The sequence below is a fragment of the Micromonospora sp. NPDC049203 genome, from assembly GCF_043197215.1.
In the GTDB taxonomy this organism is placed as follows: Bacteria; Actinomycetota; Actinomycetes; order Mycobacteriales; family Micromonosporaceae; genus Micromonospora.
Genome location: NZ_JBICSV010000003.1, coordinates 151,643 through 171,214 on the forward strand (window position 1 = coordinate 151,643; position 19,572 = coordinate 171,214).

Annotated in this window: 20 protein-coding genes, 1 pseudogene and 1 riboswitch; of the genes and pseudogenes, 13 read left to right on the plus strand and 8 right to left on the minus strand. The window is 73.0% G+C overall.

The genetic code is table 11. The annotated features are described in order from the left end of the window. Positions 1–64: 64 nt before the first annotated feature. Positions 65–709: a UbiX family flavin prenyltransferase gene (locus ACGFIA_RS09695; protein WP_393259458.1), complete on the plus strand. Its 645-nt coding sequence runs from the start codon at positions 65–67 to the stop codon at positions 707–709. Between the two features lie 51 nt (positions 710–760). On the opposite strand, the gene ACGFIA_RS09700 is transcribed toward ACGFIA_RS09695, so the two are convergent. Next, positions 761–1,027: a BldC family transcriptional regulator gene (locus ACGFIA_RS09700; RefSeq protein WP_357386835.1), complete on the minus strand. Its 267-nt coding sequence runs from the start codon at positions 1,025–1,027 to the stop codon at positions 761–763. A 255-nt stretch (positions 1,028–1,282) separates the two neighbouring features. Here ACGFIA_RS09700 and ACGFIA_RS09705 point away from each other — a divergent pair, with 255 nt between their 5' ends. From ACGFIA_RS09705 to ACGFIA_RS09715, 3 genes are read left to right on the plus strand one after another with little or no spacing between them, the layout of a single operon-like run. After that, positions 1,283–1,741: an Lrp/AsnC family transcriptional regulator gene (locus ACGFIA_RS09705; protein ID WP_018787850.1), complete on the plus strand. Its 459-nt coding sequence runs from the start codon at positions 1,283–1,285 to the stop codon at positions 1,739–1,741. A gap of 42 nt (positions 1,742–1,783) precedes the next feature. Beyond that, positions 1,784–2,626, plus strand: coding sequence for an SDR family NAD(P)-dependent oxidoreductase (locus tag ACGFIA_RS09710; protein WP_393259460.1), 843 nt, complete (start codon positions 1,784–1,786; stop codon positions 2,624–2,626). A gap of 10 nt (positions 2,627–2,636) precedes the next feature. Continuing rightward, the gene (locus ACGFIA_RS09715) at positions 2,637–3,728 is read left to right on the plus strand and encodes a PLP-dependent cysteine synthase family protein (RefSeq protein ID WP_393259462.1); all 1,092 of its coding nucleotides are present in this window, start codon (positions 2,637–2,639) and stop codon (positions 3,726–3,728) included. Positions 3,729–3,737: 9 nt separating this feature from the next. On the opposite strand, the gene ACGFIA_RS09720 is transcribed toward ACGFIA_RS09715, so the two are convergent. From ACGFIA_RS09720 to ACGFIA_RS09730, 3 genes are all read right to left on the minus strand, one after another. Then, positions 3,738–4,358: a putative glycolipid-binding domain-containing protein gene (locus tag ACGFIA_RS09720; protein ID WP_357478009.1), complete on the minus strand. Its 621-nt coding sequence runs from the start codon at positions 4,356–4,358 to the stop codon at positions 3,738–3,740. A 75-nt stretch (positions 4,359–4,433) separates the two neighbouring features. Then, positions 4,434–4,643 (minus strand): AlpA family transcriptional regulator, encoded by a 210-nt coding sequence (locus ACGFIA_RS09725; protein ID WP_041798756.1) that lies wholly within the window; start codon positions 4,641–4,643, stop codon positions 4,434–4,436. 43 nt (positions 4,644–4,686) lie between these two features. Further along, positions 4,687–4,902, minus strand: a complete 216-nt coding sequence (locus tag ACGFIA_RS09730) for an AlpA family transcriptional regulator (protein ID WP_282289669.1) — start codon at positions 4,900–4,902, stop codon at positions 4,687–4,689. A gap of 188 nt (positions 4,903–5,090) precedes the next feature. Here ACGFIA_RS09730 and ACGFIA_RS09735 point away from each other — a divergent pair, with 188 nt between their 5' ends. Together ACGFIA_RS09735 and ACGFIA_RS09740 are read left to right on the plus strand one after the other, a co-directional pair. After that, positions 5,091–5,342, plus strand: a complete 252-nt coding sequence (locus tag ACGFIA_RS09735) for a flavin reductase (RefSeq protein ID WP_393259464.1) — start codon at positions 5,091–5,093, stop codon at positions 5,340–5,342. Continuing rightward, positions 5,335–5,556 carry a hypothetical protein gene (locus ACGFIA_RS09740; protein ID WP_355511321.1) on the plus strand — a complete coding sequence of 74 codons (222 nt, stop codon included), beginning with the start codon at positions 5,335–5,337 and terminating at the stop codon, positions 5,554–5,556. The genes ACGFIA_RS09735 and ACGFIA_RS09740 overlap by 8 nt, the downstream gene beginning before the upstream one ends. Positions 5,557–5,632: 76 nt before the next feature. Here ACGFIA_RS09740 and ACGFIA_RS09745 read toward each other — a convergent pair whose 3' ends face one another. The 3 genes from ACGFIA_RS09745 to ACGFIA_RS09755 form a co-directional block, all read right to left on the minus strand. Continuing rightward, positions 5,633–7,492 carry a DEAD/DEAH box helicase gene (locus ACGFIA_RS09745; protein ID WP_357386845.1) on the minus strand — a complete coding sequence of 620 codons (1,860 nt, stop codon included), beginning with the start codon at positions 7,490–7,492 and terminating at the stop codon, positions 5,633–5,635. A gap of 189 nt (positions 7,493–7,681) precedes the next feature. Next, positions 7,682–9,553: a hypothetical protein gene (locus ACGFIA_RS09750; protein ID WP_393259466.1), complete on the minus strand. Its 1,872-nt coding sequence runs from the start codon at positions 9,551–9,553 to the stop codon at positions 7,682–7,684. Positions 9,554–9,598: 45 nt separating this feature from the next. Beyond that, positions 9,599–11,275 (minus strand): NlpC/P60 family protein, encoded by a 1,677-nt coding sequence (locus ACGFIA_RS09755; RefSeq protein ID WP_393259468.1) that lies wholly within the window; start codon positions 11,273–11,275, stop codon positions 9,599–9,601. Between the two features lie 221 nt (positions 11,276–11,496). Here ACGFIA_RS09755 and mqnE point away from each other — a divergent pair, with 221 nt between their 5' ends. From mqnE to ACGFIA_RS09770, 3 genes are read left to right on the plus strand one after another with little or no spacing between them, the layout of a single operon-like run. Then, positions 11,497–12,666 (plus strand): aminofutalosine synthase MqnE, encoded by a 1,170-nt coding sequence (mqnE, locus tag ACGFIA_RS09760; protein WP_357386851.1) that lies wholly within the window; start codon positions 11,497–11,499, stop codon positions 12,664–12,666. Between the two features lie 7 nt (positions 12,667–12,673). Then, entirely contained in the window at positions 12,674–13,102 is a 429-nt protein-coding gene (locus ACGFIA_RS09765) for a hypothetical protein (RefSeq protein ID WP_393259470.1), read from the plus strand. A 26-nt stretch (positions 13,103–13,128) separates the two neighbouring features. Beyond that, positions 13,129–13,407 carry a DUF4229 domain-containing protein gene (locus ACGFIA_RS09770; protein WP_393259472.1) on the plus strand — a complete coding sequence of 93 codons (279 nt, stop codon included), beginning with the start codon at positions 13,129–13,131 and terminating at the stop codon, positions 13,405–13,407. Positions 13,408–13,487: 80 nt separating this feature from the next. Here ACGFIA_RS09770 and ACGFIA_RS09775 read toward each other — a convergent pair whose 3' ends face one another. After that, positions 13,488–14,828, minus strand: coding sequence for a C39 family peptidase (locus tag ACGFIA_RS09775; protein ID WP_393259474.1), 1,341 nt, complete (start codon positions 14,826–14,828; stop codon positions 13,488–13,490). A gap of 205 nt (positions 14,829–15,033) precedes the next feature. Here ACGFIA_RS09775 and ACGFIA_RS09780 point away from each other — a divergent pair. The 4 genes and pseudogenes from ACGFIA_RS09780 to ACGFIA_RS09795 all read left to right on the plus strand — a co-directional run. Further along, positions 15,034–16,347 (plus strand): annotated as a pseudogene (locus tag ACGFIA_RS09780) (M14 family metallopeptidase); the annotation flags it as partial. A gap of 120 nt (positions 16,348–16,467) precedes the next feature. Then, a riboswitch (cobalamin riboswitch) is annotated at positions 16,468–16,561 on the plus strand. Positions 16,562–16,668: 107 nt separating this feature from the next. Beyond that, on the plus strand, positions 16,669–17,601 hold the full coding sequence (locus ACGFIA_RS09785) for an ABC transporter substrate-binding protein (protein WP_357474239.1): 933 nt from the start codon (positions 16,669–16,671) through the stop codon (positions 17,599–17,601). 74 nt (positions 17,602–17,675) lie between these two features. Next, positions 17,676–18,773 (plus strand): iron ABC transporter permease, encoded by a 1,098-nt coding sequence (locus ACGFIA_RS09790; protein ID WP_357386947.1) that lies wholly within the window; start codon positions 17,676–17,678, stop codon positions 18,771–18,773. Beyond that, positions 18,770–19,549, plus strand: coding sequence for an ABC transporter ATP-binding protein (locus tag ACGFIA_RS09795; RefSeq protein WP_357386861.1), 780 nt, complete (start codon positions 18,770–18,772; stop codon positions 19,547–19,549). The genes ACGFIA_RS09790 and ACGFIA_RS09795 overlap by 4 nt, the downstream gene beginning before the upstream one ends. Positions 19,550–19,572 lie beyond the last annotated feature (23 nt).

Below are 19,572 nucleotides of genomic sequence, written 5' to 3' on the forward strand. Positions count from 1 at the left end.
CGGGCGGGCCGACCGATCGGGGGTCCCCGCCCGGCGTCCGCCGCGACCAGGCACGCTTGAGGGCATGCGCGAACCATGGGTGGTGGGTGTCTCCGGAGCCTCGGGCACGCCGTACGCGGCGGCTGTCGTCCGGGCACTGCTGGACGCCGGCCAGGCGGTGGACCTGATCGTCTCCCGGGCGGCCCGGCTGACGGTGCTGGACGAGACCGGCCGGCCCTTCCGGGACGCGCACTGGGCCGAGGACCTGGCCGCCTGGCTCGACCGCGACCTCACCGGCGCGGACCTGCGGCACTGGCCCGCCGGTGACCTGGCCGCCGGCCCGAGCAGCGGCTCCTACCCGGTACGCGGCATGGCGGTGGTGCCGGCCAGCACCGCCGCGTGCGCCGGCATCGCGATCGGGCTGTCGAAGGATCTGCTCCAGCGCGCCGCCGAGGTGAACCTCAAGGAGCGCCGCCCGGTCGTGGTGGTGCCCCGGGAGACGCCGGTGACCCGCAGTCACCTGGAACACCTCATCGCGCTGCACGACGCCGGCGCGGTGGTGCTGCCGGCCAGCCCGGGCTTCTACGGCGCCGGCGCGTCGGCGTCCGCCGGGCAACTCGTGGACTTCGTGGCCGGGAAGGTGCTCGACGCGCTCGGCGTGGAGCACACGCTGTTCCGGCGGTGGTCCGGCGAGCTGGCCGCCGGCCGCCGGGAGGCCGCTGCGGACTGACCGCCCCGGCGTGCGGGGGCGCGGCCCTCGATCGGACCGCGCCCAGCACGCTCAGTACATGCCGGCGTTCGCCGGTCCGGGGCCGGTGGAAGCGGTCTGGCCCATGTTGCGGGCCTTGCCCATGTCCTCCGCCTCGTCCAGCATGCCCTCCCCCTCGAGCAGGGCCCGCACCTCGGATTCCCGAAACCGGCGGTGCCCTCCTGGAGTCCGGATACTGCCGATCCGGCCGGCCGCTGCCCATCTGGTCACGGTCTTCGGGTCCACCCGAAACAGCGCAGCGACCTCACCCGGTGTCAGCAGGCGATCTCCAGTGTCCACAGCCCCCTCCTCGCGTCGACGAAGCCCCCGGCTGAACACACTGCCCCCGGCCGGTGCGAGCCCAGAGCCGTCATGAGGGACGTATGGCAATTACAGCACCGGCTACCGGGCGTGTCCGTCAAACGCGAAAAACGCACACACTGGGAAGTTCGGAAATGGTACCGGCGGAGAACCCCCTGATCGTACGTTTGTGAAGGGCCGGGCCGCGGGTACCGACCGCGTTCGGTAGCCGTCGAGCGGATAGGGTCACTCTCCGTGGACACGATCGACCTGAGCCTCGTGGAGTTGCTGCGGGGCAACGCCCGTCTGTCGTACGCCGAGCTGGCCCGTCAGGTCGGCCTCTCCGCCCCGGCCGTGCACGAGCGGGTCGGCAAGCTGGAGTCCAGCGGCGTGATCCGGGCGTACCGGGCCGAGGTCGAGCCGGAGTCGATCGGGCTCGGCGTCACAGCGTTGATCGGCATCATCGAGGACTCCGACGCGGACACCGACGATGTGCTGGAGTCGTTCCGCCGCATTCCTGAGATCGAGTCCTGCTACTTCATGGCCGGCGTCGAGTCCTTCCTGCTCAAGGCGCGAGTCGGCACGATCGCCGAGCTGGAGCAGCTGATCGTCCGGCTGAACCGGACGGCCGGTGTGGCGTCCACCCGTACCAGCATCGCGTTGTCGACCAAGTGGGAGAACCGCCCGCAGCCGCTGGAACCACCCACCGCCTGACGCCTCTGGCCTCCGCGCGGGGGTTGCGGTTACCGTGCGCCGATGACGAGTTCGGGACGCGGTGCGGCGGTGGTCACAGGCGCGGCCGGCGGGCTGGGGCGGGCGATCGCCGCCGCCCTGCACGCCGACGGGTGGAACGTGCTGCTCACCGACGTCGACGCGGGTGCCGTGGCGGAAGCCGCCGCGCCGCTGGGTGGCTGGTCGCGCGCCCTCGACGTACGCGACGAATCCGCCTGCGCGGACGTCGCCGCCGAGGCGGCGGCCGCGCCCGGCGGCCTCGGGCTCTGGGTGAACAACGCGGGCATCCTGGTCACCGGCCCGTCCTGGGCGCACGACGCCCCGACCCGGCGCGCGGTCGTCGAGGTGAACGCGCTCGGCGCGATGAACGGCACGCTCGCCGCCGTCGCGGTGATGCGCGAGCAGGGCCGCGGCCACGTGCTCAACGTCGTCTCGCTGGCCGGGCTGATCGCCGCGCCGGGCGAGACGGTGTACGCGGCCAGCAAGCACGCCCTGCTCGCGTTCAGCCTCGGCACGCAGAGCGACCTGCGGATGGCCGGCGTCGGGGGCGTACACGTGTCGTGCCTGTGCCCGGACGGGATCTGGACGCCGATGCTGCACGACAAGCTGGACGACCCGGGAGCGCTGGCGTCCTTCACCGGCTCGCTGCTCACGCCGGAGCGGGTGGCCGCGCGGGCCGTGCGGCTGGCCCGGCGGCCCCGACCGGTGGTCAGCCTGCCGCGCTGGCGCGGCGCCCAGGTACGGCTCCTGGACGCCTTCCCCCGGCTCGCGCTGGCCCTCACACCGGTGATCCGGGCCGCCGGGCGGGCCGGCCAGCGGCGGCAGGCCCGCCGGGTCCAGGCAAACGCGAGGTCACCTCGCTTGTAACGTTGCCGTCGTGACTCACTTCGACCGGTGCGACGAGGCCAGCCGGCGCTGGGTGACCGAGGCGATCGCCGCGGTCGAGGCGGACGCCAACCGCTCCGCCGACACCCACCTGCTGCCCTTCCCGCTGCCCCGCGAGTGGGGGATCGACCTCTACCTCAAGGACGAGTCGGTGCACCCCACCGGCTCGCTGAAGCACCGGCTGGCCCGCTCGCTGTTCCTCTACGGCCTCTGCAACGGCTGGATCGGCCCGGACACCACGATCGTCGAGGCGTCGTCCGGCTCGACTGCCGTCTCCGAGGCGTACTTCGCCCGGATGCTCGGGCTGCCGTTCATCGCGGTCATGCCCGCCTCCACGTCGCCGGAGAAGATCGCCCAGATCGAGTTCCAGGGCGGGCGCTGCCACCTGGTCGGGGACCCGTCGAAGGTGGTGGTGGAGGCGCGCTGGCTCGCCGAGGACAGCGGCGGCCGGTTCATGGACCAGTTCACCTATGCCGAGCGGGCCACCGACTGGCGGGGCAACAACAACATCGCCGAGTCGATCTACGCGCAGCTCGCGCTGGAACGGCACCCGGTGCCCGCCTGGATCGTGGTCGGGGCCGGCACCGGCGGCACCAGCGCCACCATCGGCCGCTACGCCCGCTATCGCCGGCTGCCCACCAAGCTCTGCGTGGTGGACCCGGAGAACTCCGCGTTCTACCCCGCCTGGCAGGCCGGCGACTGGTCGGTGTCCACCGACCGGGGCTCCCGGATCGAGGGCATCGGGCGGCCCACAGTCGAGGCGTCCTTCCTGCCCGGCGTGGTGGACCGGATGGTGCAGGTGCCGGACGCCGCGTCGCTGGCCGCGATGCGGGCCGGCTCGGCCGTGCTCGGCCGCCGGGTCGGCGGTTCCACCGGCACCAACCTGTGGGGCGCGTTCGGGCTGATCGCCCAGATGCGCGCCGCCGGGCGTACCGGGTCGGTGGTCACGCTGATCTGCGACCCGGGCGACCGGTACGTTGACACCTACTACTCCGACGAGTGGGTGGCCGCGCAGGGCCTCGACCTCGCCCCGCACCTCGCCACCATCGACCGGTTCCTGACCGAGGGCACCTGGCCGGCCTGAACCGGGCGGTCAGCGCGGGTCGACCCGCTCGGCCAGCCCCGGGTAACGCACCACGAAACCGTCCGGGTCGACCTCCAGGTCGGCGGTGAACGTGCCGCTGGCGTACCGGACCCGGCCCGGACCCAGCGAGGTGTAGACCTGCTCGGCGGGCACCACTGCCAGGCCGGGCAGCAGCACCCAGGCCACGTTCACGGCCGTCGCCAGGTCGGCGGGCAGCCGCCCCAGCCCGATCCGGCGGATCGGCAGCGTGTTCGTCAGCGGGGAACCGCCCAGGTCCACGTCGAGCGCCTCGGCCAGCCGGCCCGGATCGTCGGTACCCGGCAGGCCCGCCGGTGGGTGACCCGCCGCGCTCAGCGCCGCGTCCAGGTCACCCTCCTCGCCGGTACGCACGCGCCACCCGTCCCCGCCCCGCTCCAGGCGTACGCTCCGCGACCAGCCGGCGCCCTCGGCCTCGACCTCCAGCCGGTTCGTCGCCCAGTCCGGCCCGACGGCCAGCCGGTAGCGGCACGTGTACGGGATCGGATCCACGGCGAGCGCCACACCCTGCGCGGTCAGCCCCTGACCGTCGTCGAGCACGACGTGCTCGGAACCGGCGGTGTCGGTCCGGGCCCAGAAGAGCGACTTCGGCATGGTCCGGACGTTACGCGACCCGGCCGTCGGCGGCAGCGGATGCGCGAACGCCGCCGCCGGCCGGAGGGTCACCGGCTACCCCTGCTCGTCGCCCTCGGTGGGGCGCGGCGGCCGGTTGTGGCGGGCCCACTCGTCGACCTCGTCAGCGTCCCAGACGTTCATGCCGATCAGTCGGGCGAGCGGCTCAGGGAACCCGGGGCGGCGGGTGATCTGGAGAACCCGCTGACGCGACACGCCGAACAGGGCGGCCAGCTCGCCGGGCCCGTACAGGCGTGGTCGTCTCACCCGACGAAGGAGGCGCGAGACGTACGGATCATGCCTCGTCGGACTACTCGTCGTCGTCCGCCGGCCGGGGCGGCCGGTGGTCCCGGATGTACCGCTCCACGTCCCGCTTCAGCCAGACCGCGCCGACCGACAGCTCTTGATACGGCGCGGGGAATGCGGGATGCCGCCGGATCTCGCGGAATCTCGATCTGCCCACGCCGAGCATCTTCAAGATCTCACCGGCCGCGACGAGTTCGCCCGGTCCCGTCTCCTTGGTCACGACTTCGAAGGTAGGAGCGGGCTGACCCGCCTATGCTGACGCGAACAAATGATCACGCCTACGTGGGCCCGTCAATGTTGACAGGGGCGACGAGGGGGCGATCTGATGGATCAGGCCCCCCGCCCGGTGGCGAGTTCGCGGCGGACGGGGGTGCCACCTGGAAGCCGACCCACGGCAGGAGGCCCCGAGTGACCCAGCGCCACGCTCCGCTGAAACCCCTTTGGGTCTGCACGGCAGACCTGCTCAACTGGCCGTGCGAAAACGCAAAGGTCGAGTTGGTCGCTGACTACAAGCACGACCGGCGTAACCTCGCCGTCGATCTGGCTGCCCTCATGCGGCAGGCGACCGTCGACCTGACCAGGCTCTACTCCGAGCCGCCGGACCCCGCCGAGATGCACGTCCGGTTCCTGGGCTGGCTGCGGTCGGTGCGCAATGTCTGACCCGATCGGCACCGGTCTGCTGCTGGCCGCCGTCATCGCCCAGGCGTTCGGCTGCTGGGTCGCCTGGTCGTGGGGCCGGTCCGCTCGGCGCAGCCTCCGGCAGACCATCGACAAGACCATCCCGACGCCACCGCCCGATTGGCGGCCTCGTCATCGCCTGTCGCTGTGGAATGAGCCGACCCGGCGGTATCCCGTCCTCACGCCGCGCAGCTAGAACGGGAGCCGAAATCACCACAGACGCACTGCCGCCGCCGAGCGGATGCTCGACGGCGGCAGTGGGTGCGCTCAGATCAGTGGGTACGTGCCGGCGGACGACCGCCGAAACCGCGCCTGTCGTCCCGGCCCCGCCCCTCGGCCCGGAAACCGCTCCGGCGCTCGGCCGGACGCGCGTCGCCCCGGTCACCGAAACGGCGCTCGGCCTGCGGGCGGTCGTCCTGGCGCCGGTCGCCGAAGCCGCGCGAACCACTGGGCCGGTCGTCGTACCGCCGCTCGTCGCGGTCGTACCCGCGTCCGGCCACCGGCCGCTGCCGGTCGCCGTACGGCCGGTCGGACCGCTCGCCGAAGCGCCTGTCGTCGCCGCGCGGAGCGCGGTCGTCGGACCGCTGGCCGCCGAAGCTCCGGTCGTCGCGGCGCTCCGGCCGCCCGAAGTGGCGCTCGCCGCCGGACCGCTCGCCCGAGTAGCGCTCGCCCGCCGGCCGGTCGCCGAACCGGCGGTCACCGCCGCGATCAGCGAACCGCTCGCCCGCCGGCCGGTCGCCGAAGCGGCGCTCGCCCCGGCCGTCACGGTCGCCGAAGCGGCGCTCGCCACGGTCGGAGAAGTCGCGTCCGCCGCCGAAGCCGCGTCCGCCACGGTCGAAGCCCCGGCCGTCGCGGTCGCCGAAGCGACGCGGGCCGCCGCCGCGTCTCGGCTCCGGCTCGTCCCGCACCGGTACGCCGCTGGGCTCGCGCGCGCCGGTCAGCTCGGCCAGCGCCTCGTCGCCCGCCCGGACCCGGGTCTCGGCCGGCTCGACGCCCGCCTTCTCCATCATGGCCAGCGTGGTGCGGCGCTGCTTGGGCAGCACGAGCGTCGCCACCGCGCCGGACTCGCCGGCCCGAGCCGTACGGCCGGCCCGGTGCAGGTAGTCCTTGGGGTCCTTCGGCGGGTCCACGTGCAGCACCAGCGAGACGCCGTCGACGTGGATGCCCCGGGCCGCCACGTCGGTCGCGACCAGCACGGGCGTCCGGCCCTCGCGGAACTCGGCGAGCGTCTTGGTGCGCATGCGCTGGGTCTTGCCGCCGTGCAGCCCACCGGCCCGCACACCGACGGCCGCGAGCTGCTCGACCAGCCGGTCCACGCCGAGCTGCGTACGGGCGAACAGCATGGTGCGGCCCTCACGGGCGGCGATGGACGCGGCGACCGCGAACTTGTCGTGCGGCGGGATCAGCAGCAGGTGGTGATCCATGGTGGACACGGCGGCGGTGGCCGGTGCGGTCGAGTGGGTGACCGGGTCGGTCATGAACCGCTTGACGAGCGTGTCGACGTCGTTGTCCAGAGTGGCCGAGAACAGCAGCCGCTGCGCGTCCGCCGGAGTCTTCGCCAGCAGTCGGGTGACCTCGGGCAGGAAGCCCATGTCCGCCATCTGGTCGGCCTCGTCCAGGACGGTGATCTCGACGTCGTCGAGGCGGCACACGCCGCGCTCGATCAGGTCGCCGAGCCGTCCGGGGGTGGCCACGACGATCTCCACGCCACGGCGCAGCGCGTCGATCTGCCGGTCGTACGGCACACCGCCGACGGCGGTCTTCAGGAACACGCCCACCGCCTTGCCGAGCGGCATCAGGGCGTCGTTCACCTGCATGGCGAGTTCCCGGGTGGGGACCAGGACCAGGGCGCGCGGGTGCAGCGGCCGGGCCCGGTTGCGGTCGGCGAGCCGGGAGATCACCGGCAGGCCGAAGGCGAGCGTCTTGCCGGAGCCGGTCTGGCCCCGGCCGAGGACGTCGCGGCCCGCGAGCGAGTCGGGCAGCGTGGCCCGCTGGATCTCGAACGGGGTGGTGATGCCCTGCCGGGTGAGCACCTCGACGACCTGCCGGGGCAGGCCGAGGGAGGCGAAGTCGATGTTCTCCGGGGTCGGGTCGACGGACGGGGACGTGCTGGGTTCAGCGAACGTGGTCAAGAAATACCTCTCGAGCGGGGCGCATCTTCGCGATGGCCCGCCGCGGCCTGTCACGCCGCCGAATCGCCCGCAAGATCGCCCATGGGCGCGCACTCGGGGCGCGCCGGGTCAGTGATCGCAGACAAGTGTACGGCGAATCGCCCACTCCGCCACGACAGTGCGAGGCGGTAGTGGGCGGGCTCACCCCTGTCACTCGATGAGCATGGTCCCGGTCAGGCCGCTCAACGCGTCGTTGGCCAGGACGACCACGAGCAGGCTGATCCCGATGAGCATGGCCAGCGCGACGGCCAACACGATGATCACCTTGGTGTTGCCGCCCCGGGCGGCCGGGCTGTCCTCGGACCAGCCCTGGGCCAGGATGTGCCCGGTCAGGGAACCGGAGTTCTCCAGCGGGTTGCCCTGCGGGAAGGACACGGTGGCGAATCCCGGGCCGTCCGTCCCGCCGTACGCGGCGGTGGCGAGGTCCGGGCCGGCGGGCTGCGGGCGTACCGGACGGGTCGTGTCGGCGTCGCGGGCGGGCGCGGCCGGCGGCGGCCAGGTCGGCAGCGCCGGGGCCGGCACCACGGGCGGCGGGTCCGGCACGGGTGCGACGGCCCACGACGGCTGCGCACCGCCCGACGTGCCGGGCGTGACCGGTGGCGCGACGAGCGGGGCCGGCGTCGCCGGCGGACCCGGTACGGCGGCCCGCGCGGGCGGGAACGCCGGTGCGGCCGGCGGGGCGGGGAACAGCGGCGCGGGCAGCGGGTCCGGAGCGCCGGTCATCGCCGATGGTGGCGGGAACGGCGGCGCGGGCAGTGGGTCCGGAGCGCCGGTCATCGCCGGTGGTGGCGGGAACGGCGGCGCGGGCATCGGTCCCGGCGGGGCCGGTGGCGGGGGTACCGCCGGACCCGGCGGCGGCACCGGCGGCCCGGGCACCGGCGGCACCGGCCCGGGTGGGGCCGGCGCCGGCGGGGTGGGCGCGGGCGGTGGGGGCAGAGGCGGCGTGGGCCGGAGCGGAGGTTCCGGCTCGGGGACCGGCGGCGACGGCGGCGTCGGACCCGGCACCGGGGTCGGCGCCGGCTCGGGCTCCGGGCCGTTCGGCGTCGGAGGCTGCGCGGGCTCCGGTGGCTGGACCGGCTCCGGCGGTTCCGGGTTCACCGGCCCGGCCCGGTAGACGGTGGCGGCGGCGGGCGGGGCGGCCCCCACCGAGGCGGCGACCTCCTCGGCCGAGACGCGGCTCAGGCCGGGCACGGATGCGCTGGCCCGGGCGGGTGCGCCTGACTCAGCTGCCGAGGACGCGCCACCGAGCGGGGCCGGGCGGTCGGCGGCGGTCGGCGTCGGCTCGGCGGATTCGGCGGGCGAGGTCGCGGAGCCGTGGTGCGGTCCCGAGCCGGTTCCGTCGGCGGCGTCCGCCTGCCGGGCCGGTGCGTTGTCAGGGCCTGCCGAGTCCACGGCGTCGGCGGGTGCCGCGACGTCCCCTGCGGCCGCGTCCGTGGCGGCGGGCGGCGCGGATGCCGACGGCCTGGGTGCGGGCGGAGCGGGCGCGGGTGCGGGCACACGTGCGGAACCGGAGACGCGGGGCGCCGGGATGGCCGCCGGAGCGCCGCCGGGCGTGCCCGGGGAGGCGTCGCCGTCCGGCTCCGCCGGTGTGGCGACGGGCCCGGGCGCCATGCCGGCCGAGCCGGGCGGCACGGTGACCGGCTGGGGCGTCGCCTGACGTTCGGCCACGGAGAAGGCGGACCAACTGGACGGCGGCACTGTGGCGCCGGGCAGGCGCCGGTCCAGCGGCGGTGGGGTGTCCGCCGGGGTGCCCGCCCGATAGGTGGTGGGGCCGGCCTGCGGAAGCGGCTGCTCGGCACCGGCGGGCGGCGCTACGGCCGCGCCGGCGACCGATACCCGCGCCCGCGCGACGGCCACCGGCCCCGCGAGGGCCGAGCCGTCGTCGCCGCCGGTCGGGTCGGCGGGGTCGGGCGTCGGTCCCGGGTGGACCTTCGCCGCCGGAACGTCCTGCTCGCCCATCTCGCCCTCCGCACCCACGCTCGCCTCCGGCCGTGGCGCCGACCGGAAGTGCCTGGATCTCACCGTGCCATATTCCGGCCCGGGAACACAGCCGGAGCGGCGGTCGGGTCAGTCGGCGCTGCTGCTCGGGCTGGCCGAGCCGCTGCCGGACGTGCTGCTCGACGGGGCGACGCTGCTGCTGCTCGGTGCGGCACTGCTGGTGTCCGGCTCGGCGCTCGCGCTCTGGCTGGGCTCCGGCTCCGCCGACTGGCTGGGCGGCGGCGTGGTGGGCGCCGGGCTGGACGTCGTCGGCTTCGGCGTGGGCGTGGTCGGCTTCGGGGTGGGCGTGGTCGGCTTCGGGGTGGTGGGCGTCGGCTTGGGCGTGGTCGACGGCTTCGGCGTGCTGGGCGTCGGCTTGGGCGTGGTCGACGGCTTCGGGGTGGCCGGCGTCGTCGGCACGGCCGGCGGCGGTACGGGGGTGGCCGGGGCGGGTACCGCTCCGATCACCCGGGTCGCGGCGTAGAGCCGGGACCAGCGGACCACCGAGATCTTGACCACGTCACCCGTTCGTGGCGCCTCGACCATCTTGCCGTTGCCGATGTACATGGCGACGTGGTGGACGCTCGTCCAGCTGCTGCTCGACGCGAAGAACAGCAGGTCGCCGGGGAGCAGGGCGTTCGGCGAGACGGTACGGGAACGGGTGGCGAAGTACTGGTCCTTGGCGACGCGGGGCAGACCCCGGTAGCCCGCGGACTGGTAGGAGGCGAGCATCAGGCCGGAGCAGTCGAACCGGTCCGGGCCCTCGGCGGCCCACAGGTAGGGGTCACCGAGCTGGGCGAGGGCGTAGCGCACGGCGGCCAGCGCCTTCGGGTCCGCCACCAGGCCGTCGATGCTCTGGTCGACCACGTACGAGGTGCCGAGCCGCTGCTCGGCGGCGTCCGCCAGGCGCTCGATCTCCAGCAGCTTCGCCGCGTTCTCCTTGCGCAGCGCGACGAGCGCGGTCTCCTGCTTGCGCAGGTCGGCCCCGGCGCGGGTGAACGCCGCGCCCTTCTCGGTGGCCCGGCGCCGCGCCGAGTCGTGTGCCTCCCGGGCGACCCGCTCGGCGCTCGTGGCGCGGAGGAGCTCGCCGGTCACCGACGTGGTGGCGCCCTCGGCCTTGTCGCCCCGGGTGATGCGCTGAAGGTTGGCGAAGTCACGCAGGCTGGCGCCGAACTCGCCGGGCGGCAGAGCCGCGTCCGCCTTGACCGCGTCGGCGGCGGCGCTCTTGGCGTTCTCCTGGGCGCGGGTGAGCGCGTCCCGGGCCTCCTTGAGCCGGGCGGCGGCCTGGGTCAGCTCGGTCTGTGCGGCGTCCCGCTCGGTCTTGATCCGGAGCAGTTCCTCGCCGAGCAGCGTGACCCGGGCGTCGAGCTGGTTGATCTGCGCGATCAGCGGGCCGTCGCCCGGGTTGGTGACGCCTGTGGTGCCGGGCAGGCCCGCCGCGCCGCCGGGAGTGGTGACGCCGGGCAGGCCCGGGACGGTGCCGGGAACGGTGCCCGGCAGACCCGGGACGGTGCCTGGTACGCCGGGAACGGTGCCTGGTACGCCGCGAACGGCGCCGGACGAGCCGGGCAGTTGCAGGGGGCCGGTGACCTGGGGCCGGGAGCCGGTGTCGGGCACGGCGTCGGGCAGCGGATCGGCCCACGCCGGTGTGGCGAGCGCCGCGGCCGCCACCGCACCCAGGAGGGCGGACCAGAGCGCCGGGCGCAGGATCGGTGAGATCACCGGCTGCCGTGCTCGTCGCCGTCGGGCCTTGGTGCTGTGAGCCATTCCGCTCCCCGTCCGGTCTGGGGTCCGTCACGCGTGGTTGGGGCGTGTCGGGACAGGACGGCCCTGGTGTGTGTTCCGCCCCACCCTGTCTTACCTCACGGTTGCGACGATGTCGATGTGCGGAGCGTGACGGCCGGTGAACCGGCGCACCACGTCGGCGGGCGGTCGGACCCGCGACGTAGGCTCGATCGGGAACCCAGGTGGAAGGACGTGGCCAACGGATGGACGCCGGACTCAAGCGCGAACTCGAGGCGAAGGTGTACGCGGGGGAGCGGCTGACCCGCGAGGACGGCATCGCCCTCTACGCCAGCGACGACCTGACCTGGCTGGGCCGGCTGGCCCACCACAGGCGTACCGAGCTCAACGGCGACCGGGTGATGTTCAACGTCAACCGGCACCTGAACCTGACGAACGTCTGCTCGGCGTCGTGCGCGTACTGCTCGTTCCAGCGCAAGCCGGGCGAGAAGGACGCCTACACGATGCGTATCGACGAGGCGGTCCGCAAGGCCAAGGAGATGGAGGACGAGCAGCTCACCGAGCTGCACATCGTCAACGGCCTGCACCCGACGCTGCCCTGGCGCTACTACCCGAAGGTGCTGCGCGAGCTGAAGGCCGCGCTGCCGAACGTCAAGCTCAAGGCGTTCACCGCGACCGAGGTGCAGTGGTTCGAGAAGATCAGCGGGCTCACCGCCGACGCGATCCTCGACGAGCTGATGGACGCCGGCCTGGAGTCGCTCACCGGCGGCGGCGCGGAGATCTTCGACTGGGAGATCCGCCAGCACATCGTCGACCACAACTGCCACTGGGAGGACTGGTCGCGCATCCACCGGCTGGCCCACTCGAAGGGCATGAAGACGCCGTCGACCATGCTCTACGGCCACATCGAGGAGCCCCGGCACCGGGTCGACCACGTGCTGCGGCTGCGTGAGCTGCAGGACGAGACCGGCGGCTTCCAGGTCTTCATCCCGCTGCGCTACCAGCACGACTTCGTCGACTCGGCGGACGGCAAGATCCGTAACCGGATCCAGGCCCGGACCACGATGGCCTCGCCGGCCGAGTCGCTCAAGACGTTCGCGGTCTCCCGGCTGCTGTTCGACAACGTGCCGCACGTCAAGTGCTTCTGGGTCATGCACGGCCTGTCGGTGGCGCAGCTCTCGCTGAACTTCGGCGTCGACGACCTGGACGGCTCGGTCGTCGAATACAAGATCACGCACGACGCCGACTCGTACGGCACCCCCAACACCATGCACCGCGACGACCTGCTGCACATGATCTGGGACGCGGGCTTCCGTCCGGTCGAGCGGAACACCCGCTACGAGATCGTCCGCGAGTACGACGCGCCCCCGTCCGCGGCGGAGCGCCGGTCCGAGCCGCAGCAGGTCTGGGCCTGACCTGGCGATGAGCGGCGAGGAACAGCAGCGCGCCTTCCCCCGGCGTGACGCCGAGGGGCGCATCCTGACCCTTGGTGACCTGCTCGGTGTGACCCTGGCCGGGCTGGTCATCGGGGTGCTGGCGCTGCTGGTCTTCGAGTTCGCGTTCGCCACGGTGGGCGACAGCGGATTCGGGGGCACGAACGGCTGGCTGGCGGTGATCCTGCCGCTCTGGTTGTTCTGGGACGAGTTCCGGGCCTGGGAGTTCGGCGCCGCCCGGGTGGTGGCCGCGCTGGCCGGCATCGCGCTCGGCGTACTCGCCGGTCTGCTCGCCGCCGGGCTGGCCTCGGGGCTGCCCGCGTTGTTCACCGGAGCGTTGGCCGCGGCGGTGTTCACCGTGGTCTACGCCACCGTCTGGTTTCATGGCGTGCACTGGCTGGCCCGGCGTACGGGCTGAGGCACGAAGAGAGTGGGAATGCGGGAATGAGCGCGGCGCTCAAGTACACGCTGGGCCGGATCGGGCTGTTCGTCGTCGTAATGGCGGCCCTCTGGTTCGTCGACATGAACATGTTCCTGCGGCTGATGCTGGCGCTGATCTTCTCCGCCACGCTGTCGTTCTTCCTGCTCAAGGGCGTGCGGGACGAGATGGCCGGGGAGATGGCGGAGGCGGCGGAGCGGCGTCGCGTGGAGAAGGAGCGGCTGCGCTCCGCGCTGGCCGGTGAGGACCAGGCCGAGCCGGACGGCGAGCGCCGCGACAGCTGAGCGGACGGGCGAAGGGCCCGGCGGACGATGTCACGCCGGGCCCTTCGCCGTTCACCAGCCGGTCGAGCCGGTCGAGCGGTTCACCAGTTGGTCGAGCCCGGGACGACCGGCCACGGCCGGTCGGCCGGCTTGATCAGGTACGCGATGCCGCCGGAGCCGGAGGCCACTGTGCCGTTGGCCCGGTAGCGCTTGGTGCGCAGCCAGATCTGCTCGAACTGCTCCCGCTTGTAGACGTTGCGGACCGCGTCGTTCGACGAGGACGCCGGGTCGTTGACGATCACGTCGCCCTCGGCGGTGAAACCGACGATCACGAACAGGTGCCCGGAGGTGCCGTAGTTGGCCCCGTCCAGCTCGCTGGCGAGGAACGACTGCGAGGTCACCACCGGGATGCCCGCCTTGATGAAGCGTTCCGCCTCGTCCAGCGAGTGCAACCGGGTGACCCGCGCCTCCAGGCCGGGGAAGCTCGCCGCGTACGCGGTGTTGAACGGCCAGTTGCCCGCGCCCTCGTACTCGTAGTCGTATGTCATCCGGGCGGCGTGGTCGACTGTCGGGTCGGGGTAGGAGGGGTCGACCCAGGAGGTGTCCTCGGCCGAGGGCTTACGGCCCCAGTACTCGACCACCATCTCCGTCGAGGTGGGCGAGCACCACGCCTCGCCGCCGCCGTCGTATTCCGGGTACTCGCCGATGTGGATGTTCTGCGAGTAACGCGGCACGGCCAGCTCCGTGCCCCAGGCGATGCCGCCCCGGCTCGGGGTGACGGTGAACCGGTCCGGCACGTTCGACGCCATCGCGCCGAGCATCCGGACCTGCGGCGCGGCGGCCTGGCCGGGCGCGCGGTAGAGGGTCAGCCGCAACTGGTACGAGCGCAGCAGCACCCCGGCGTCGGCGTCGTCGATCGAGAACGTGTCGGTCCAGATGCTCGACCACGGGTCGCCCTGCCCGTCCAGCGTGGAGCGCTTGATGTCCTGGTCGCCGGAGGCCCAGCGGCCCATGACGTACCACGGGGTCTGTGCCCCGGTGTTGTACGTGCCGTGCAGCTCGACCTGGATCCAGGTGCCGGCCGGGGTGGCGGCGTTCCACGACGCGACCATCTCGCTGGCGTCGAAGCCGATCCGCCGCTCGGGCGAGGTCCAGGTGGCGTACTCCCAGGTGCGGGTGGCGCCGGTGTGCTCGTCGGTGAACTCGGTGGTCCCCGCCGGGCGGTCGATGGTCAGCGCCGGGTGGCGGCCCGGTACGGCGCGGGTGCCCTGGTGGGTGCCGCTACGCCAGTCGGGGAAGCGGGAGAACTCCTGAAAGGTGATCTGTTCGTCGTGCGTGACGCCCGGCCGCGGGGCTTGTGCCTGGACCGGTGCGCTGGTGCCGAGGAGGGTGAGCGCGGTGAGCCCGGCGAGGGCGGCCGCGCGCATGGGTCTTCCGAACATGGCAGCTCCACAGGGAGACGGCATCGTTGCCGTTCACTGTCGCGCTTGGCGGGAAGTTTCGCCAGATGTTCAGGCATAGAAAATCATTGCCGAAGTGAGGATCAGGTCGGGATGGGTAAAGATAGAGACGGATATTGATATGACCATGTGTCTCCTGGTGGAGTGTGCGGACAACGGGATCTCCCGTACCCCCAGGAGGTTGTCAATGGCCTTCCGCGCCTCTCCGCTCCGCCGCCGGCTGGCGCTCGCCGCCGCCGTCGGCCTGACCATCGTCGCCGCGGCCGCAGCCCCCGCTGTCGCCCGCCCCGCGCCGGAAGGCTCCGGTGAGCCGACCAGCGTCGCCTACCGGGTGCTCGGCCCACGCACCGCTGCCGACCGCACCGCCGTCGCCTCCACCGGGGCCGCGATCGACTACTCCGAGCACGGCGTGCTGCACGTCACGGCGACCAGGGCCGAGGCCAACGCGATCACCCGGCTCGGATTCCGGCTCGAGAAGGACGTCGCGCCGGCACCCGCCGACGGGGGCATGACCGCCAACGCGTTCCCTCCCGCCGACTCGAACTACCACGACTACGCCGAGCTGACCGCCGTGGTGAACAAGGTGGTCGCCGACCACCCGACGATCGCCCGGAAGCTGAGCATCGGCACGTCGTACCAGGGCCGGGACCTGATGGCGGTGAAGATCTCCGACAACGTCGCCACCGACGAGGCCGAGCCGGAGATCCTGTTCAACGCCCAGCAGCACGCCCGCGAGCACCTGACCGTCGAGATGGCGATCTACCTGCTCAACCTCTTCACCGACAACTACGGCAGCGACTCCCGGATCACCAGCATCGTCAACTCCCGGGAGATCTGGATCGTCCCCACCGTCAACCCGGACGGCAGCGAGTACGACATCGCCACCGGCTCCTACCGGTCCTGGCGCAAGAACCGGCAACCCAACAGCGGGTCGACTGCCGTCGGCACGGACCTGAACCGAAACTGGGGCTACCAGTGGGGCTGCTGCGGCGGCTCGTCCAGCACGAAGTCGTCGGACACCTACCGGGGCCCCTCCGCCTTCTCCGCACCGGAGACCGCGGCGCTGCGCAACTTCGTCAACAGCCGGGTCGTCGGCGGGGTGCAGCAGATCAAGGCCAACATCGACTTCCACACCTACTCGCAGCTGGTGCTCTGGCCGTACGGCTACACGTACAACAACACCGCCACCGGCATGAACACCGACCAGTACAACACCTTCGCCACCATCGGGCGGCAGATGGCGGCGACGAACAACTACACCCCGGAACAGTCGAGCGACCTCTACATCGCCGACGGCACCAGCATCGACTGGATGTGGGGTGCCCACAAGATCTGGGCGTACACCTTCGAGATGTACCCCGGCTCGGCCTCCGGCGGCGGCTTCTACCCGCCGGACGAGGTGATCCCGGCGCAGACCTCACGCAACCGGGAGGCCGTGCTGCTGCTGTCCGAGTACGCCGACTGCCCGTACCGGGCGATCGGCAAGCAGAGCCAGTACTGCTGACCTCACCACCGGGCGGGAACCCCGGTTCCACCCCCGCCGGGGTTCCCGCTCACCCCTCCCGTCCCGACGATCTCCGCTGGTCGTGCGCTACGGTGGCACCGACCGTGCCACAGCGAAGCCGGTGTGAAACCGGCGCTGTCCCGCAACTGTGATGCCCCGTACGCGCGGCGCCGGCCTTCCGCCGGCGCCGACGGACGTGGGACGAGCCAGGTCGCCTGCGGCCCGGTCGCGACACGCGCTCTCGAGGAAGGGCGCCTCGCGGGCGGGCCTTTCCTCCTGTCGGCGAAGCACCACACTCCTCGACCGACAGGAGGTTCCATGTCCCGACGTACCCCCCGGCTCTTCGCCGCCGCGCTCGCGGCCGGCGTGCTGCTCCTCGGCGGCTGTGCCGAGAAGACCTCTAACGACACCCCCGCCGCCGGCGGCTCCGGCGGCGCGTTCCCGGCCACCGTCGGCAAGCTGACGCTGGACAAGCGGCCCGAGAAGATCGTCTCCCTCGCGCCGACCTCCACCGAGATGCTGTTCGCCATCGGCGCCGGCAAGCAGGTCACCGCCGTCGACGACCAGTCGAACTACCCGCCCGAGGCGCCCCGCACCGACCTGTCCGGCTACCAGCCGAACGCCGAGGCGGTCGCCTCCCGCAACCCCGACCTGGTGGTCATCTCCGACAACCTCAACAAGATCGCCGACCAGCTCGTCGCGCTGAGGATCCCGGTCCTCCAGGTTCCCGCCGCGACCACGCTCGACGACACGTACCGCCAGCTCACCGACCTGGGCACGCTCACCGGTCACCGCGCCGAGGCGGACGCCGTGGTGCGGAAGATGAAGGACGACATCACCGCGCTGACCAAGGACCTGCCGAAGCGTACGGAGAAGCTGACCTACTACCACGAGCTGGGCCCGGAGCTGTACAGCGCGACCAGCAAGACCTTCATCGGCACCATCTACGCGCTCGCCGGGCTGGAGAACATCGCCGACGCGTCCGACGCCGACGGGAAGAACGGCGGTTACCCGCAGCTCTCCCAGGAGGTCATCGTCAAGGCGAACCCCGACTTCGTCTTCCTCTCCGACACGAAGTGCTGCAAGCAGAGCGCCGACACGGTGAAGGCGCGCAGCGGCTGGTCCGGCATCACCGCCGTGAAGAACAACCAGATCGTCGAGCTGGACGACGACATCGCCTCGCGCTGGGGCCCGCGCGTGGTCGACCTGCTCAAGGTGATCGTGGACGCCACCGCCAAGGTCCCGGCCTGACCGTGGCCCTACGACAGGCGGACTCCGCCCCGAGCCCGGCCGGGACGCCCGACGCGCCCCGGCCGGGTGCCCGGCTGCTGCCCCGCCCCGGGCGGCGTGCGGCGCGCGGCACTGCCGCTGCCCCGATCCGCCCCGCCGGGCTGCGCAAACGCTGGCTGTTCGCCGGTGTCGTGGCGGTGCTCGTCGCGCTCGTGGCGGGCGTCTCCCTCGGCCCGGTCAGCCTGCCGCCCGGCAGCGTCGCGGCCGAACTGCTCAACCTGCTGCCCGGTGTGCACCTGGACAGCGGGCTCACCGAGCGGGAAGTCGCGATCATCACCGAGTTGCGGCTGCCCCGGGTCGTGCTCGGCCTGCTCGTCGGCGCGCTCCTGGCCCTGGCCGGCGGCTGCTACCAGGGAGTCTTCCGTAACCCGCTGGCCGACCCGTACCTGCTCGGCGTGGCGGCCGGCGCCGGCTTCGCGGTCACCGCGGCCATCGTCCTCGGCGCCGGCGCGGGCGGTGCGCTGACCGGGCTGCCGATCACCATCCCGCTCGCCGCGTTCGTCGGGTCGCTCGGCGCGGTGATGCTGACGTACCTGCTCGGCGCGGCCGGGGGACGGGACCGGTCACCCGCCACGCTGATCCTGGCCGGCGTGGCGGTGTCCGCGTTCTTCGCCGCCGGGCAGACGTACCTGCTGCAACAGCACTCCGACAACATCCAGCAGGTCTACTCCTGGCTGCTCGGGCGGCTGGCCACCGCCGGCTGGCACGACGTGTGGCTGGTCCTGCCGTACTTCGTGCTCACCTCCGTGGTGGTGCTGCTGCACCGCCGCGAGCTGGACGTGCTCTCCGTCGGCGACGACGAGGCCGCCGGTCTCGGCCTGCACCCGCAGCGCTCCCGCTACCTGCTGATCGCCGCCGCGTCGCTCGGCACCGCCGCCGCCGTTTCCGCGTCCGGCCTGATCGGCTTCGTCGGCATCATCGTGCCGCACACCATGCGGCTGCTCGCCGGTTCCAGCCACCGGGTGATCCTGCCGCTGTCGATGCTGTTCGGCGGCGCGTTCCTGGCCCTGACCGACGTGGTCGCCCGGACCGCCGCCGCGCCCGCCGAGATCCCGATCGGCGTGGTCACCGCGCTTCTCGGCGGCCCGTTCTTCGTGCTGGTCCTGCGGACCGCCCGCCGGGTGGCGATGTGAACGCCCCCGCCGTACGCGTCCACGACCTGCGCGTCGACCTGGGCGGCAGCCCGGTCCTGGCCGGCGTCGACCTCACCGTCACGGCGGGCGAGTGGGTCACCGTGATCGGACCCAACGGCGCCGGCAAGTCGACCCTGTTGCGCGTCGTCGGCGGCCTGCTCACCGGCCCGGGCGAGGTGGCACTCTTCGGTACGCCGATCGGCGCGCTCCGCCGCCGCGACCGCGCCCGTGTCGTGGCCACCGTGACGCAGTCGCCTGTCGTGCCGATCGGCATGTCGGTGTTCGACTACGCGCTGCTCGGGCGTACCCCGTACATCCCGCCGCTGGGCCGCGAGTCCGCCGCCGACCTGGCCGCCGTGCACGAGGTGCTGGACCGGCTCGACCTGGGCCCGTTCGCCCACCGTGAGCTGGCGACGCTCTCCGGTGGCGAGCGGCAGCGCGTCTTCCTGGCCCGGGCGCTGGCCCAGGGGGCCACCCTGCTGCTGCTCGACGAGCCGACCAGCGCGCTGGACATCGGGCACCAGCAGGAGGTGCTGGAACTGGTCGACCAGCTCCGCCGCGAGCACGGCCTGACGGTGCTCGCCACCATGCACGACCTCTCCATCGCCGGCGAGTACGCCGACCGCCTGGTGCTGCTCGCCGACGGCCGGGTGGCCGCCGCCGGGCCGCCGGAGGAGGTGCTCACCGAGGAGCTGCTGGCCCGCCACTACCGTGCCCACATCCGAGTGATCCCCGGCGACCACGGCCCCCTCGTGGTCCCCGTCCGCCCAACCTGACCCCCTCCCTCGGCGGTCGCCGT